This is a genomic window from Stenotrophomonas maltophilia group sp. RNC7 (genome assembly GCF_030910085.1).
Taxonomy (GTDB): Bacteria; Pseudomonadota; Gammaproteobacteria; order Xanthomonadales; family Xanthomonadaceae; genus Stenotrophomonas; species Stenotrophomonas sepilia.
Genome location: NZ_JAVFVN010000867.1, coordinates 84,775 through 99,482, shown reverse-complemented (window position 1 = coordinate 99,482; position 14,708 = coordinate 84,775). Strand labels below are relative to the sequence as shown.

12 protein-coding genes and 6 tRNA genes are annotated in these 14,708 nt (G+C 66.6%); 12 read left to right on the top strand and 6 right to left on the bottom strand.

Annotation, left to right across the window (positions count from 1 at the left end; translation table 11 throughout):
- Positions 1-99 precede the first annotated feature (99 nt).
- From ppx to RCF13_RS21090, 5 genes are all read right to left on the bottom strand, one after another.
- The gene (gene ppx, locus RCF13_RS21110) at positions 100-1,626 is read right to left on the bottom strand and encodes an exopolyphosphatase (RefSeq protein ID WP_134968697.1); all 1,527 of its coding nucleotides are present in this window, start codon (positions 1,624-1,626) and stop codon (positions 100-102) included.
- Positions 1,627-1,763: 137 nt separating this feature from the next.
- Entirely contained in the window at positions 1,764-3,851 is a 2,088-nt protein-coding gene (ppk1, locus tag RCF13_RS21105; RefSeq protein ID WP_134968698.1) for a polyphosphate kinase 1, read from the bottom strand.
- Positions 3,852-3,855: 4 nt separating this feature from the next.
- Positions 3,856-5,187: a phosphate regulon sensor histidine kinase PhoR gene (gene phoR, locus RCF13_RS21100; RefSeq protein ID WP_061479944.1), complete on the bottom strand. Its 1,332-nt coding sequence runs from the start codon at positions 5,185-5,187 to the stop codon at positions 3,856-3,858.
- Between the two features lie 106 nt (positions 5,188-5,293).
- Complete coding sequence (gene phoB / locus RCF13_RS21095) at positions 5,294-5,983, bottom strand: phosphate regulon transcriptional regulator PhoB (RefSeq protein WP_005408258.1); 690 nt, start codon at positions 5,981-5,983, stop codon at positions 5,294-5,296.
- A gap of 116 nt (positions 5,984-6,099) precedes the next feature.
- On the bottom strand, positions 6,100-7,800 hold the full coding sequence (locus RCF13_RS21090; RefSeq protein WP_231352568.1) for a M48 family metalloprotease: 1,701 nt from the start codon (positions 7,798-7,800) through the stop codon (positions 6,100-6,102).
- Positions 7,801-7,888: 88 nt separating this feature from the next.
- On the opposite strand from RCF13_RS21090, the gene grxC reads away from it, so the two are divergent.
- The 5 genes from grxC (at position 7,889) to RCF13_RS21065 (ending at position 11,803) form a co-directional block, all read left to right on the top strand.
- Positions 7,889-8,179: a glutaredoxin 3 gene (gene grxC / locus RCF13_RS21085; protein ID WP_004154541.1), complete on the top strand. Its 291-nt coding sequence runs from the start codon at positions 7,889-7,891 to the stop codon at positions 8,177-8,179.
- On the top strand, positions 8,176-8,568 hold the full coding sequence (locus tag RCF13_RS21080) for a carboxymuconolactone decarboxylase family protein (RefSeq protein ID WP_004154542.1): 393 nt from the start codon (positions 8,176-8,178) through the stop codon (positions 8,566-8,568). The genes grxC and RCF13_RS21080 overlap by 4 nt, the downstream gene beginning before the upstream one ends.
- A 318-nt stretch (positions 8,569-8,886) precedes the next feature.
- Entirely contained in the window at positions 8,887-9,891 is a 1,005-nt protein-coding gene (locus RCF13_RS21075; RefSeq protein ID WP_012479261.1) for an isocitrate dehydrogenase, read from the top strand.
- Between the two features lie 206 nt (positions 9,892-10,097).
- Entirely contained in the window at positions 10,098-10,841 is a 744-nt protein-coding gene (locus RCF13_RS21070; protein WP_134968740.1) for a cysteine hydrolase, read from the top strand.
- Between the two features lie 53 nt (positions 10,842-10,894).
- On the top strand, positions 10,895-11,803 hold the full coding sequence (locus RCF13_RS21065; protein ID WP_134968739.1) for a LysR family transcriptional regulator: 909 nt from the start codon (positions 10,895-10,897) through the stop codon (positions 11,801-11,803).
- 81 nt (positions 11,804-11,884) lie between these two features.
- On the opposite strand, the gene RCF13_RS21060 is transcribed toward RCF13_RS21065, so the two are convergent.
- A complete protein-coding gene (locus RCF13_RS21060) occupies positions 11,885-12,643 on the bottom strand; it encodes a Bax inhibitor-1/YccA family protein (RefSeq protein ID WP_069138943.1) in 759 nt (252 codons plus the stop codon).
- 179 nt (positions 12,644-12,822) lie between these two features.
- Here RCF13_RS21060 and RCF13_RS21055 point away from each other — a divergent pair.
- From RCF13_RS21055 to RCF13_RS21025, 7 genes are all read left to right on the top strand, one after another.
- Positions 12,823-12,899 (top strand) — tRNA-Pro (locus tag RCF13_RS21055).
- Positions 12,900-12,938: 39 nt separating this feature from the next.
- A tRNA-Arg gene (locus tag RCF13_RS21050) sits at positions 12,939-13,015 on the top strand.
- 172 nt (positions 13,016-13,187) lie between these two features.
- A tRNA-His gene (locus RCF13_RS21045) sits at positions 13,188-13,264 on the top strand.
- A 79-nt stretch (positions 13,265-13,343) separates the two neighbouring features.
- Positions 13,344-13,419: transfer RNA gene (locus RCF13_RS21040), tRNA-Lys, on the top strand.
- 196 nt (positions 13,420-13,615) lie between these two features.
- Positions 13,616-13,691: transfer RNA gene (locus RCF13_RS21035), tRNA-Lys, on the top strand.
- 421 nt (positions 13,692-14,112) lie between these two features.
- A complete protein-coding gene (locus RCF13_RS21030; RefSeq protein ID WP_061479949.1) occupies positions 14,113-14,421 on the top strand; it encodes a hypothetical protein in 309 nt (102 codons plus the stop codon).
- Positions 14,422-14,561: 140 nt separating this feature from the next.
- Positions 14,562-14,646: transfer RNA gene (locus RCF13_RS21025), tRNA-Leu, on the top strand.
- Positions 14,647-14,708: the final 62 nt, after the last annotated feature.

Here is a 14,708-nt window from a genome sequence, read left to right as displayed (position 1 = left end):
TTGTGTTGCGGAGCAGCACAAAAAACCGCCAGACTGCGCAAAGTGGGAGTGGGAAATGCGTCACCCCAGTTGTCCTGTGGACAACAGCGGACAGCGTATTCAGGCCACGAACGGACGGAACTGGATGCCCAGCCCGGCGATGCCATCGGTCTCGCCGATCAGGTCCGCGCGCAGCAGCGGGCGGGCATCGATGAAGGCCTGCGGCACGATCAGCGACAGCCGGTTGTCGTCGGCGGTCAATTCCAGTGCCGGCAGCGGATCGTCTTCGTGGGCGCGGTTGAGCAGCACCGCCAGCCGCAGCAGGGCCGCCAGCCGGCGTGCGGTCAGCAGCAGTCGCTCGGGCAGGGCGTCGAAGGCGGTCTTGGTCACGCTGCGGCGGTGGCTGCGCACCAGAGCCGCCAGCATCTGCTGCTCCTGGCGCGAGAAGCCGGCGATATCCGAGTGTTCCAGCACATAGCTGCCATGCACGTGGTAGCCGCTGTGCGCGATCATCAGGCCCAGCTCGTGCAGGCGCGCGGCCCAGCCGAGCATGCGCGCATCGTCGGCATCGAGCCTCCAGCGCTCCTGCACCTGTTCCAGCAGGGACAGCGCGGTGTCCTGCACGCGCTCGGCCTGGACGGTATCGATACCGTAGCGCTGGCTGAGCGCAGCCACCGATTCGTCACGCAGGTCGTTTTCGCCGGCGCGGCCGACGATGTCATACAGGATGCCTTCGCGCATCGCCGCCTTGCTGACCAGCAGCTTCTGCAGGCCCAGCGCCTGGAAGGCCGCTTCCAGCACCAGGATGCCGCCGGCGATGATCGGGCGGCGGTCGCTGGACAGGCCCGGCAGCTGGATGTCCTCGATCTTCTTGGCCTTCAGCAGTTCATCGCGCAGCTGCGGCAGGGCCTCGGCGGTGATGGCGCCCTTGCTCAGCTTCATCGTCGCGCAGATCTCGCTGATCGCCTTGTGCGTGCCCGAAGAGCCCAACGCTTCCTGCCAGCCCAGCGCGCGGTACTTGCTGGCGAAAGGCTGGAACTCGCGGCCAATCTCGGCCAGCGCGTCCTTCCAGCGCTTCTTGCTCAGCTTGCCGCCGGGGAAAAAGCGCCGGGTGCTGGCGATGCAGCCGGCCTGCAGGCTTTCGCGCTCCAGGGTCTGCATGCCCATGCCGATGATGAACTCAGTGGAGCCACCGCCGATGTCGATCACCAGCCGGCGCTGGCCGGGCTTGGGCGGTTGCGCGTGGGCCACGCCCAGGTAGATCAGGCGCGCTTCTTCGCGCCCGCTGACCACTTCGATGGCATGCCCCAGTGCGGTTTCGGCCGGTACCAGGAACGACTGCGGCGAGCGCAGCTGGCGCACAGTATTGGTGGCCAGCGCGCGCACCCGGTGCGGCGGCACATTGCGGATGCGCTGACCGAAGCGGGCCAGGCATTCCAGTGCACGTTGGCGTGCAGCGGAAGAGAGACCACCCTTGCCATCCAGGCCATCGGCCATGCGCACCGTCTCGCGCAGGCGGTCGATCACCCGCAGCTGGCCGAGCGTATAGCGCGCGATGACCATGTGGAAACTGTTGGAGCCAAGGTCGATGGCGGCCAGCAGGTCGCCATCCTGCAATGCGGGCGGAGTCGTGGTGGTGTGCGGCATGGACGAATGTTAGCCGAAGGGGCGGTGTGCTCGTCACCGCGCGGCCTTCACATTTTGGAAGAGGGGAGCGCGGCGGGACTGCAAGGGGGCGGCACCTCCCGCTCCTGGTAGGTGTCGACCCTGGTCGACACACCGGGTCAGAGCCCCTGCATCAACGCCATCTGTGCCGAATGCGGCGCTTCGTCGTGGGCCGGGGCACGCTTGTGGTAGATGCCGTCGGCATCCAGTTCCCAGGCGTTGAGGTTGTCGTCAAGGTAGTTCTGCAGGACTTCGCGGTAGACCCGCTTGGCCAGTTCCGGATCGAGGATCGGGAAGCAGGTCTCGACCCGGCGCAGCAGGTTGCGTTCCAGCCAGTCCGCGCTGGCGCAGTACATTTCCGGTGCGCCGTCGTTGCCGAACCAGTAGACCCGGCTGTGTTCCAGGAAGCGGCCGACGATCGAGCGCACGCGGATGTTGTCCGAGATGCCCGGCACGCCCGGTCGCAGCGTGCAGGCGCCGCGGATGATCAGGTCGATCTGCACGCCGGCCTGCGACGCGGCGTACAGCGCGCGCACCACCTGCGGTTCGTTCAGTGCGTTCATCTTGGCGATGATCCGCGCCGGGCGGCCGGCGGCGGCGATGCGCGTCTCGCGCTCGATGCGGCCGAGGATGCCGGTGTGCAGGGTGAAGGGCGACTGCAGCAGGCGCTTGAGCTTCATCTTCGACGCCAGCCCGGACAGCTGCTGGAACAGCAGGTGCACGTCATTGCCGATGTCCGCATCGGCGGTGATCAGGCTGATGTCGGTATACGCGCGGGCGGTGCCGCTGTGGTAGTTGCCGGTACCCAGGTGCACGTAGCGGCGCAGCTTGCGGCCCTCGCGGCGCACGATCAGCAGCATCTTGGCGTGGGTCTTGTAGCCGACCACGCCGTACACCACCTGCACGCCGGCTTCCTGCAGGCGATCGGCCAGGCCGAGGTTGGCTTCTTCGTCGAAGCGGGCGCGCAGTTCGACCACCACGGTCACGTCCTTGCCGTTGCGTGCGGCCTGGATCAGCGCGTCGACGATCAGCGAATCCTTGCCGGTGCGGTACAGGGTCTGCTTGATCGCCAGTACGTTCGGATCTATCGCCGCCTGCCGGATCAGGTCCAGCACCGCGGTGAAGGCATCGAACGGGTGGTGCAGCAGCAGGTCCTGGCGCGCCGTGGTCTCGAAGATGCCGTCGCTGTCGCGCAGCGTGCGCGGTGTCATCGGCGGGTACTTCAGGTCCGGCTGCGCGATCAGGTCGTACAGCTGGATGATGCGATTGAGGTTGACCGGGCCGTCGATGCGGTACACCGCGTTCTCGGTCAGGCCGAAGTTCTGCAGCAGGGTGCGCACGATGTCGCGTGGCATGTCCTGAGCGATCTCCAGGCGCACCGCCGGCCGGTAGCCGCGGTCGACCAGTTCATCGCGCAGCGCCAGCGCCAGGTTCTCCACTTCCTCCTCGTCCACCACCAGCTCGGAATTGCGGGTGACGCGGAACTGGTAGGCGCCCTGGACTTCCATGCCCGGGAACAGCTCATCGACGAAGGTCGACAGCACCGACGAGAGGAACACGAAGTTCTGCGATCCGCCCAGCTTCTCCGGCAGCTGGATGATGCGCGGCAGCGAGCGCGGCGCGCGCACGATGGCCAGGTGGCCGGCGCGGCCGAACGCATCGGTGCCCTTGAGCACCACCACGATGTTCAGCGACTTGTTGAGGATCTTCGGGAACGGGTGCACCGGGTCCAGGCCCAGTGGCGACAGCACCGGCATGATCTCGTTGCGGAAGTAGGCGCGCAGCCAGCGCTTCTGGCGGTCGGTCCAGGAGTGGCGGCCGAGCACGCCGATGCCGGCCTCCATCAGCGCCGGCCGCAGCGTCTCGTTCCAGCAACGGTACTGCTGGTCCACCAGTTCGGCGGCGCGGTCATGGATGGCGCTCAGGATGGCCTGCGGGCTCATCCCGTCCGGTGCGGGTGGCAGGCCGTACTCCTGCGCGTGGCGCACGGCGGCGGCACGGATCTCGAAGAACTCGTCGAGGTTGGTGCAGGAGATGCACATGAAGCGCAGGCGCTCCAGCAGCGGCACCTGCGGGTCCATCGCCTGGGCCAGCACGCGGAAGTTGAAATCCAGCTGTGACAGTTCGCGATTGATGTACAGCGCCGGGTCGCGCAACGGATCGTTGTCCGGGCTCACGGGGAGGGGGAGGGATCCGAGGCTGCTCATGGCGTCATTCTTCGATGGAGGTCAGGGGGGCGGACTCGCGCGGGCGCACGTGGTCGGCATCGAAATGGCAGGAGAACACCGAGCCCTTGCCGACTTCGCTTTCAATTTCCAGCCGTGCGTGGTGCAGGCCGAGGATGTGCTTGACGATGGACAGGCCCAGGCCGGTGCCACCGCTTTCGCGGGAGCGGCTGCTGGAGACACGGTAGAAGCGTTCGGTCAGGCGCGGCAGGTGCGTGGCGGGAATGCCGTAGCCGGAATCGCGCACGGCCAGCACCGCACCGTCGCCCTCGCGGCGGAACTCCACCGCGATGCGGCCACCGGCCGGCGTATAGCGCACCGCATTGGTGACCAGGTTGGAGAACGCGCTGTGCAGCTCCTTGGTCGAGCCCTGAAGGTCAACGCCTGCCAGGTCGTCGATGCTGATCTGGTGGCGGCCCTGGCTGTGCGCTTCGGCTTCGCGGCGCAGGGTGGCCAGCATCGGCTGCATGGCCACGGTCTCGTCCTCGCTGTGTTCCTGCGATTCGAGGCGCGACAGGGTCAGCAGGTCTTCCACCAGCTGGGCCATGCGCTGGCTCTGCTTGCGCATTTCTTCCAGCATCGGTCCGGTTCCCGGGAAATCCTCCGGGTCCATCATGTCCAGGTAGCCGTGGACCACGGTGAGCGGCGTGCGCAGCTCGTGTGAAACGTTGGCGACGAAATCCCGCCGCACCTGCTCCAGGCGCAGCAGCTTGCTGACGTCACGCGCGATCAGCAGCCAGTAGTCCGACGAATAGGGAATCAGGCGCAGGTTCAGGCGGATCGCCGGATCGACCGGCGAGGGTACGTCCAGGATGGGCTCGGCATTGCGGCCACCGGCCAGCCAGTGCGCCAGCGGCATCGGCTGCAGGCGCTCGACCAGGGCCTCGCCAAGGTCGCCGGGATGGTGCAGGCCGAGCAGGGCGGTGGCCGCTTCGTTGAACCACTGCACGCGCTGGCTGTTGCGATCCAGCACGACGACAGCATCGGGCAGCGCGGCGGCGGCGGCGCGGTAGCTGCGCAGCATGTCCAGCAGGCGGCGCTTGCGCACGCGCATTTCCACCTGGTTGCGGTACAGCAGGCGGTCCAGTTCGTTCCAGACGCCGGTGCCTTCTTCGGCGGTGTCCCAGCGCTGGCGAGCGGTCAGCCGGCGCAGAACGCTGCGCAGGCGCCAGTAATGCCAGGCCAGGGTCGCCAGCGCGCCCAGTGCGATGCACAACCACAGATGGCCCGTGAACCACCCCACCAGTCCGGCGAACAGCAGCACCGCGGCAACGGTGGCCAGGGTCTTCAACCAGGCAGAGCGGATGTGGCGGGGCATTGCGATCTCGTCGTTGAGGTGCGGCGGTTCACTGGGGTGAACCGAGGGTTATAGCAGAGTTGCCGGCACCGGCACCTGCAGGTGCGCGGTGCCGGCACGACGAGACTCAGGTGGCAGTGGAGAAGCGATAGCCGGCGCCGCGCACGGTCTGCACCATGTTCTCGGCGTTGAACGGCTCCAGCGTCTTGCGCAGGCGGCGGATATGCACGTCGATGGTGCGTTCCTCCACGTAAACGCTGCCGCCCCACACATGGTCCAGCAGCTGCGCGCGGGTGTAGACGCGCTCCGGGTGGGTCATGAAGAAATGCAGCAGGCGGTATTCGGTCGGGCCGATCGGCACCGGCTGGTCGTTGGCGAACACGCGATGGGCGGCGCCGTCGATACGGATCGGGCCGACGGCTACGCTGCCGTCCTCGTCATCTTCGCGGGCGCGGCGCATGACCGCGCGGATGCGGGCCAGCAGTTCGCGTGCCGAGAACGGCTTGACCACATAGTCATCGACACCGGCCTCGAGGCCACCGACGCGATCGTTCTCTTCGCCGCGGGCGGTCAGCATGATGATCGGCACTTCGCGGGTCAGCGTTTCCTTGCGCCAGCGACGGGCCAGGTCCAGGCCGCTGGTGCCGGGCAGCATCCAGTCCAGCAGGATCAGGTCGGGAACGCGATCGGCGATCGCGGTCTGGGCCTCCCGGGCATCGCCGGCGTGGACCGGTTCGTAATCGCCCTTGCGAAGGGCGAAGGCGACCATTTCACGGATCGCGGGCTCGTCATCGACGATCAGGATGCGTTTCTGCACGAGGACACCGTAGGGCTCGGTTACTGGACTGGTGCCAGTAGACTACGGTTTGATGACATGTTTGTGACTACCCGGCCGGAACCGGCCCGGATTGCCATCGGCCGGTCATGCGGTGCTCAGCGACGGTCCAGATCCGGGTCCTGCACGCCCTGCCGGCGCAGTTCCAGCACCGTCGGGGTGATCGATTCGATGCGCGCGTCAACCCGCGCGCGGCCGATGTAATCCAGCGCCGGGTTGCGCTTGAGCGCCTGCAGCTGCATCAGCGCCTGTTCTGGCCGCCCGCTGAGGAAGGCGGCCTCGGCATAGGCCTCGCTGGCGCGCACGCTGTCGCCAGCCAACTCACTGGCGCGGGCGAAACGCTGCTGGAAGACCGGATCGTTACCACTTTGCGACAGCAGCGGGCGCAGCATCGCCTGCGCACGCTGGCCGGCTTCGCGGCTGCCTTGTTCGTTCAGGATCTCGGCATAGGTCAGTGCCACCGGGCGGCTGTTGGGGTGTTCGCGCAACAATTGCTCGAAGCGGCTGTTGGCCTGGGCCGCCTGGCCTGCGCGCGACTCCGCCTCGCCCAGGCCCAGCGCCAGCCACAGGTTGCCGGGGTGGCTCTGCAGCAGGCCGGCCAGGGTCTGCCGGGCCTGGCCGGCACCGGCACGGCCACCGCGCATCACCGCCAGCGCCTGGCCGTAGCGCTGCGCATCGTTGAGGCCGTCCTTCTGCCGCTTGGCCAGGTCGGCGTACTCACGCTCCAGCTCGGGGGTGGAGTCCGCGCTGAGCACGCGCAGGCGCTCACGCGCCCACTCGAAGTCACCGCTGGCGCCACGGTTGAGCTGGCCGATCGGCAGGCGCAGCACACTGCCGGGCAGCAGCGGGTTGTTGCCGCGCAGCAGCGGCTCGCCCAGGCTGGGATCGGCCGGGTCCACCCGCTCCTTGCGCTCGCCGGTGGGGGTGCTGGTGGTGAGAAGCACCGTATCCTTCTTCATCTGCTGGGCGCGGGACTTGGCCTCGCTGATGCGGGTGATGTTGACCGGGTGGGTGCGCAGGAACTCGGGCACGCTGTAGCCGCCTTCGTTGCCGCGCATGGCTGCCGACATCCGCTCGAAGAAGCCGGCCATGGCATCCACGTCGTAGCCGCTGCGCGACAGTGTGCGGATGCCGAGGCGGTCGGCCTCGGACTCGTTGGAGCGGGTGTAGTTGATCTGCCGCTGCTGCATCAGGCCCATGCCCGAGCTGATCGCCGCCATCGTCGCGTTGCCGGACGACGTGCTGTTGCTGGCCTGGGCGGCCACTACCGCCGCCAGCATGCCCAGCAGGATCGGGATCTGGTCGCGCTGGGCGCGCTCGACACCGCGCAGCACGTGCTGCTGGGTGACGTGGGCGATTTCGTGGGACAGCACCGCAGCAACCTCGTCCTCGCGCTCGGCGGTCAGCACCAGTCCGGCATTGACCCCGATGTAGCCGCCCAGCGTGGCGAACGCGTTGATCTGGCGGTCGTTCATCACGAAGAAGGTGTACGGCTGCCGCGGCTGGTCACTGTTGGAGCCGAGCCGGGTACCCATGGTCTGCAGCCAGTCGTTGACCAGCGGATCTTCCAGCAGGTAGCCGTAGTTGCGCAGCTCGCGCAGCATCATCGCGCCGTACTCGGCCTGGCGGGCCGGGGTCAGCAGCTCGCCGGCCGAAGAGCCGATGTCGGGCAGCTTCTCCTGGGCCTGGGCCAGCGGCATGGCCAGGGCCAGGGTGACGGCGGTAGTCAGCAGCAGGGCTCGCAAGCAGAAGGTCCTCGGGCGGGGCGCACCAAGCGTGGCAGGGCGGGGGGCAACCATTCGTTAATCCACAGTGTTGCGGCCGTGGCGTGGAAATTCCAGCGCACCGGTACCATATGTAGACCGTCGATCCATCGTGGAGTTTCCCGTGACAGCCCAGACCGCCGGCGGTGCCCCCGCCATCACCATCTATTCCACTGCCGTCTGCCCGTACTGCGTGGCCGCCAAGAACTTCCTGAAGAGCAAGGGCCAGCAGTGGACCGAGGTCCGCATCGACCTGGACCCGGCCGAGCGCGAGAAGATGATGGCGCTGACCCGCCGCACCAGCGTGCCGCAGATCTTCGTCGGCGACGTCCATGTCGGCGGCTACGACGACATGATGGCCCTGCACCGTGAAGGCAAGCTCGAGCCGCTGCTGGCCGGGCAGGGCCAGGCATGAGCGCGGCCGACGACGGCAGCAAGGACCGCATCGCCGAGTTCACCGAGTTCCGCAAGCGCATGAACGAGCGCATCCTGGGCGAACCGAACCAGGTGGTGCGCCGCTTCTTCGCGCTGGATACGCAGACCTACCAGGCCGGCGCGCTGGACGTGAAGACCAAGGAGCTGCTGGGCCTGGTGGCCTCGATGGTGCTGCGCTGCGACGACTGCATCAGCTACCACGTGGCCCAGTGCAAGGACGCCGGGGTGACCCGTGAGGAGTTCTTCGAGACCTTCTCGGTCGGCCTGGTGGTGGGCGGCTCCATCGTGATCCCGCACCTGCGCCGCGCGGTCGACTTCCTCGACCAGCTCGAAGGCGGCGCCGCCGCCCCGGCAGCGCACGAGCACTGAGGTAGCACCGGGCCATGCCCGGCGGAGACGTGAACGAAAAGCCGCCGGGCATGGCCCGGCGCTACCGGATCACGGCCGCGCGCCGGGGCATTTCCCGCGATCCAACCGCCCAAGAGCCCCTTCTTGTTGAAGGGGCGCGCCGACAGGCGGGGGAAGAGGAGGAATGCGCGGGCAATTATGCCTTTGCCGGGGTCAGGACCATGGTCTACTTGGGTAGCCGGGCCCGGCTAAGGCATAATTGCCGGTGAAACTTCCTTTGCGCCGGCGTTTCCGGGCACGTCCGGACGGCGTTTTTCCCCCTGTTCGGAACATCGATCAATGACGCAGAAAATTACGGTCATCCGCGGCGACGGCATTGGCCCGGAAATCATGGACGCCACCCTGTTCGTGCTCGACCAGCTCAAGACTGGCCTGGAGTACGAAGACGCCGACGCCGGCCTGGTGGCCCTGGAAAAGCACGGCGACCTGATGCCGGCGGTGACCCTGGAATCGATCGCGCGCAACAAGGTCGCGCTGAAGAGCCCGCTGACCACCCCGGTCGGTGGTGGCTTCACCTCGATCAACGTCAGCCTGCGACGTCATTTCGACCTGTACGCCAACGTGCGTCCGGCCCACACCTTCCCGAACACCAAGTCGCGTTTCGACAACGTCGACCTGATCACCGTCCGTGAGAACACCGAAGGTGCCTACCTGGCCGAAGGCCAGGAAGTGTCGGCCGACGGCGAGACCGCCTTCTCCGGCACCCGCATCACCCGCAAGGGCTCCGAGCGCATCGTGCGCTACGCCTTCGAGCTGGCCAAGAGCACCGGCCGCAAGAAGGTCACCGCCGTGCACAAGGCCAACATCATCAAGTCGACCTCGGGCCTGTTCCTGAATGTCGCCCGTGAAGTCGCCGCGCAGTACCCGGACATCGAGTTCCAGGAAATGATCGTCGACAACTGCTGCATGCAGCTGGTGATGCGCCCGGAACAGTTCGATGTGATCGTCACCACCAACCTGTTCGGCGACATCATCTCCGACCTGTGCGCCGGCCTGGTCGGCGGCCTGGGCCTGGCTCCGGGCGCCAACATCGGCAAGGATGCGGCGATCTTCGAAGCCGTGCACGGCACCGCGCCGGACATCGCCGGCCAGGGCAAGGCCAATCCGTGCGCGCTGCTGCTGGCGGCCGCGCAGATGCTGGACCACATCGGCCAGCCGGAAAACGCCGAGCGCCTGCGCAAGGCCATCGTGGCGACCATGGAAGCCAAGGATTCGCTGACCGGCGACCTGGGTGGCACCGGCACCACCATGAGCTTTGCCAAGGCAATTGCCAGCCGCCTGTAAGCGGCCGGCCGACCTCGGTCGGATCCACAGCGGGGCGCCTTCGGGCGCCCCGTTGCGTTTTTCCGCCTCTGTAGAGTCGAGCATGGCTCGACTCTACAGAAGCGCTCTGTGCTGATATCGCACAGATCATGTGCTGTTACACGGCTGGTTCGTGCGCCATCCGCTCCGCATCCTGTGCCCACTTCCCAATGCACCGGAGCTTGAACATGAACCTCACCGCCTTCGGCCTGGCCAGCCTGATCGGAATGACCGCCACCCTCCCGGTTGCTGCTGCCGAGCCGGCCCATCCCACCATCCGCCATATGGCGGGTGCGCCGGTCGCGACCTCGCTGGATGCGGCGAAGACTGCCGTGCTGGTGATCGACTTCCAGAACGAGTACTTCGATGCCAAGGCCGTACCGGGCTTTGCGGGTGGCCGCATGGTCATTCCCGATGGCGTGGCCGCACTGCGCCAGGCCAAGCGGGTAGTCGAATTCGCCGATGCCCACGGCATCCGCGTGATCCATGTCCAGCACGTGCTGCCGGCCGGCGCACCCCTGTTCGCGCAGGGCAGCGTCAATGCCGCCTTCCATCGCGACCTGCAGCCGCGCCAGGGCGAGACCGTGGTGCAGAAGGACAATGTCAGCGTGTTCGCCGGCGCGTCCGCAGCCGTGCTCGACCAGGTACTGAAGAGCGCCGGCATCGACACCCTGATCATCACCGGCCTGCAGACCCATGCCTGTGTAGTGGGGGCTGCGCGCGATGCCGCCGCGGCGCCACGCGGCTACCGGGTGATCGTGGCCGGCGATGCCACCGCCAGCCGCGACCTGGACCTGGCCGGCGGCCAGCGCATCGGCCATCGCGCGCTGCATGAAGCCTCTCTGGCCCAGATCGAGGACACCTTCGGCGATGTCATGACGACTGGCGCGATCCTGGCGCTGCCGGTACGCAAGGCCGGTGACGGCGCTTGATAAGCTGGCGGGGCCCGCATGCCGTGGGCCCCGCCACGTGGAGCTGCCCGCCGATGGATCACTTCGCCGCCCTGCGCGCGCTGCGCGCCATCGTTGACGCGGGCAGTTTCACCGCGGCCGCTGAACGCCTGGGGACCACCCACTCGGCGATGTCGCGGCAGCTGCGGCAGCTGGAAGAACACCTGCAGGTACGCCTGCTCGATCGCAACAGCCGTCGGCTGTCATTGACCGAGGCCGGGCGCGATTACTACCGCGAGGCGGCAACGCTGCTGGACCGCCTGCAGGAGGCGGACGATCGTGCCCGCGCCGGGCAGGCGCAACCCAGTGGCAGGGTGCGGATCAGCGTGCCGCAGGTAGTGGCCAGCCAGGAACTGCCCCACTGGCTGCCCTCGTTCCTGCAGCGTTACCCGCAGGTCACGCTGGACCTGTCGGCGGATGATCAGCTGGTCGATGTGGTGGGCGGTGGTTTCGACCTGGCGCTGCGCATTGCAGCTTCATTGCCGGACAGCCAGCTGGTCGCGCGCGCGCTGGCCAGCTGCCCGCGCATCCTGGTCGCCGCACCGGCCTACCTGGCCCGGCATGGCCTGCCGCGGCAGGCTGCGGATCTGGAGCAGCACACGCTGCTGGGTTTCAGTCCCACCCCATCAATGCCGCCCTGGCAGTTACAGGGGCCGCGCGGCGCCTGCGTGAGCGTTGAAGCCGGGCAGCGCCTGCGTGTGGATGCCACGCCTGCGCTGTACGCCGCCGCGCTGGCCGGAATGGGCATCAGCCTGTTCACCGCGCTGACCGTGCAGGAGGACCTGCGCGCCGGTCGTCTGATCCGCGTGCTGCCGGCCTGGCATGCCGGCCAGCGGCGCTACTTCGCGTTGTACCCGCATGCACGTGCGCTCGCGCCCAAGGTGCGCGCGCTGGTCGAGCACCTTGCGGCGCACTACGCTGCACAGGCTGGCGTGGCTGGCTAGCCGGGAAATGCAGCAGCCACGCGTTACAAAGAGAAAAGGGCGCCCCGAAGGCGCCCTTTGTCGTTTATGGCTCTGTCCGGTTCAGCGCTGCTGGATCTTCGACAGCAGGCGCAGGAACTCCACATACAGCCAGACCAGGGTCACCATCAGGCCGAATGCGCCATACCACTCCATGTACTTCGGCGCGCGCTGGGCCACGCCGGTCTCGATGAAATCGAAGTCCAGCACCAGGTTCAGCGCGGCCACGACCACCACGAACAGGCTGAAGGCAATGCCCAGCCAGCTGGAGTCGTGGATCACCGGCACATTGATGTTGAAGAAGCCCAGTACGAACGAGGCCAGGTAGAGCAGGGCGATGCCGCCGGTGGCGGCGACCACGCCCATCTTGAAGTTCTCGGTGGCCTTGATCAGGCCGCTGCGGTATGCGAACAGCAGGGCGGCCAGGGTGCCGAAGGTCAGCAGCACCGCCTGGAATACGATGCCCGGATACTTCATGTTGAACAGGGCCGACACGGCGCCCAGGAACAGGCCTTCGACCAGCGCGTACATCGGCGCGGTGACCGGTGACCATTCCTTCTTGAAGATGGTGATCAATGCCAGCACCAGGCCGCCAATCGCGCCACCGATGGCGTACAGGCTCGCGCTGCCGGAAATCTGGCCGTACTCGTCGACCGCCTGGCTCCAGGCGAACGCCGCGGTCAGCACGGTCAACAGCAGCAGGATGCCGGTCTTGTTGGCGGTGCCATTGAGGGTCATGACCTGGTCGGGGCTGGTCACTACCGAGCCACTGGCGAGGTCGAGGAAAGTCGACTCGGAAAGAGCCGGGTTGCCGCTGCGCATGCGTGTTCTCCGTGCGGATGAAGGTCGGGACGGCCATCCGGCCGATGGGCGTGAGCATAGCCGATGACTGCTTTCGGCGTTGTGGCAGGCCCGGGATCTGTGCATCCTTCGTTGACAGTTCCCAACGCGCTTGGCGACAATGACCAACTCCCCGGGCCAACCCGAGGGGATTGCAAGACCGGGGTATAGCGCAGTCTGGTAGCGCGCCTGCTTTGGGAGCAGGATGTCGGGGGTTCGAATCCCTCTACCCCGACCAATCCCACGCCACGTCGGATTGGACACCGTTCCGGTTCGGGCGCCCGTAGCTCAACTGGATAGAGCACCGGCCTTCTAAGCCGGCGGTTACAGGTTCGATTCCTGTCGGGCGCGCCATTGGCGAGCACCGGGATCGCATCGGCGGATGTGAAGAAGTGCTTGCAAAAGCGCAAGGACTCCACCAGAATATCGGACTCGCTTCGGCGGACCGAAACTTTGGTGACAGTCCCCAGGCAATGTTCAAGGCTCCGGCGTCAGTGGTATCGGCGATGGGGCGAAAGTTTCAGTGGTGGCTGTAGCTCAGTTGGTTAGAGTACCGGATTGTGATTCCGGTGGTCGGGGGTTCGAATCCCCTCAGCCACCCCACTGATTCAACCGCATCGGCGCAGCCGAAACGGTATTGCAATAAACAGAAAGCACGCTACAATGTGCGTCTGAGTTTCACGGGCCGTTAGCTCAGTTGGTAGAGCAGTTGACTCTTAATCAATAGGTCCAAGGTTCGAATCCTTGACGGCCCACCAAGACAGAAGCCACCTGGTACGCCAGGTGGCTTTTTTCTTATAGGTGTGACTCCCATCGCCCCGATGGGGCACGCGTTGCAAACCCGTTCGGCGCGGATCTGCAGCAGCAGCGGGACCGCAGTGCTGGTTTCAACCACGTTGAAAAAAGTGCTTGCACCCGCCGAGCGGATCGGGTCATAATTCGCGCCCCGATTTCGGGCTGTTAGCTCAGTTGGTAGAGCAGTTGACTCTTAATCAATAGGTCCAAGGTTCGAATCCTTGACAGCCCACCAGACGAAAGCCACTTGGTTCGCCAAGTGGCTTTTTTCTTGCCTGTTCGCTGAGGGGCATCTGCAGATGCCAGCGGTGCTGGCTGGAGTGGAGCCCCCTTGAGTCAAGGGGGCGCGGCGAAGCCGCGGGGATGTGGCGGCTGATGAAGTGGGGCCCGCGCTTTGCCGCGCAAAGCGTGGGGCTGCGGCGCGAATGCGCGGCAGCTTCCCACTTGGTTCGCCAAGTGGCTTTTTTCTTGCCTGTTCGCCGGGTGGCGTTTCATGCACGCATGGCGTGGATCTACTGAAGCGATGCTGAAATCAGGGGCATACGCGTCATCAGTGTTTTCAATGCTGTGCGCTGCTTCTCACCGCGCTGCGCCCTTCATCGCACCCAATGGATCTTCCGCGCCGAGGGCGCATGCATGTACGAAGGAAGATCCAGATGGCCGATATGAAACGACTGCACCGGAGGCTGTGGGTTTCATTTGCGTTGCTGGCGCTGGCGGCCTGCGCGCCGGAACGTGATCCGGCGCAGACCGTGGAGCGCGATGCAGGTACGGAGGCGGTTCCAGCGCGCCCGGTCGGTGACGCCATGCAGATGCAGCCGGCGCAGCCGGTGGAGGGTGAGGCTGCGCCGGAGGCGATGGGGTTGCGTCGCACCGACAAGGGTGGCGTGGACATCCGCAAGGTGGATGTGGCGGCCGGGCAGGGCGCTGACGCACCGGCGTCCCCTGCCGAGGCGAAGCACTGAGTCGCTGCCGTCCCGAACGGTCGCACGCCTTCGGGACGGCCTTTGGTGCGGGCAATGAGCACATGGCTGTCATGTTCAGTTTTGTGCAGGCCTTCCGCTTCCCGCCACCGCCTGCGACAATGAACACCTGCGCCGGCCACGCGAAAGTGGCGGAATTGGTAGACGCCCTGGATTTAGGTTCCAGTGCCGCAAGGCGTGGGGGTTCGAGTCCCCCCTTTCGCACCAGTGCCGGCCTGTCCCCGCCCTGATCGGGCCATCTGCGCCCCCTTGACCGGCACGCGCTGGCA

Coding starts and splice junctions, on each gene's coding strand:
- ppx (WP_134968697.1), bottom strand. CDS start 1,626: ATGCCGCACACCACCACGACTCCGCCCGCATTGCAGGATGGCGACCTG.
- ppk1 (WP_134968698.1), bottom strand. CDS start 3,851: ATGAGCAGCCTCGGATCCCTCCCCCTCCCCGTGAGCCCGGACAACGAT.
- phoR (WP_061479944.1), bottom strand. CDS start 5,187: ATGCCCCGCCACATCCGCTCTGCCTGGTTGAAGACCCTGGCCACCGTT.
- RCF13_RS21090 (WP_231352568.1), bottom strand. CDS start 7,800: ATGGTTGCCCCCCGCCCTGCCACGCTTGGTGCGCCCCGCCCGAGGACC.
- RCF13_RS21080 (WP_004154542.1), top strand. CDS start 8,176: ATGAGCGCGGCCGACGACGGCAGCAAGGACCGCATCGCCGAGTTCACC.
- RCF13_RS21075 (WP_012479261.1), top strand. CDS start 8,887: ATGACGCAGAAAATTACGGTCATCCGCGGCGACGGCATTGGCCCGGAA.
- RCF13_RS21070 (WP_134968740.1), top strand. CDS start 10,098: ATGAACCTCACCGCCTTCGGCCTGGCCAGCCTGATCGGAATGACCGCC.
- RCF13_RS21065 (WP_134968739.1), top strand. CDS start 10,895: ATGGATCACTTCGCCGCCCTGCGCGCGCTGCGCGCCATCGTTGACGCG.
- RCF13_RS21060 (WP_069138943.1), bottom strand. CDS start 12,643: ATGCGCAGCGGCAACCCGGCTCTTTCCGAGTCGACTTTCCTCGACCTC.
- RCF13_RS21030 (WP_061479949.1), top strand. CDS start 14,113: ATGGCCGATATGAAACGACTGCACCGGAGGCTGTGGGTTTCATTTGCG.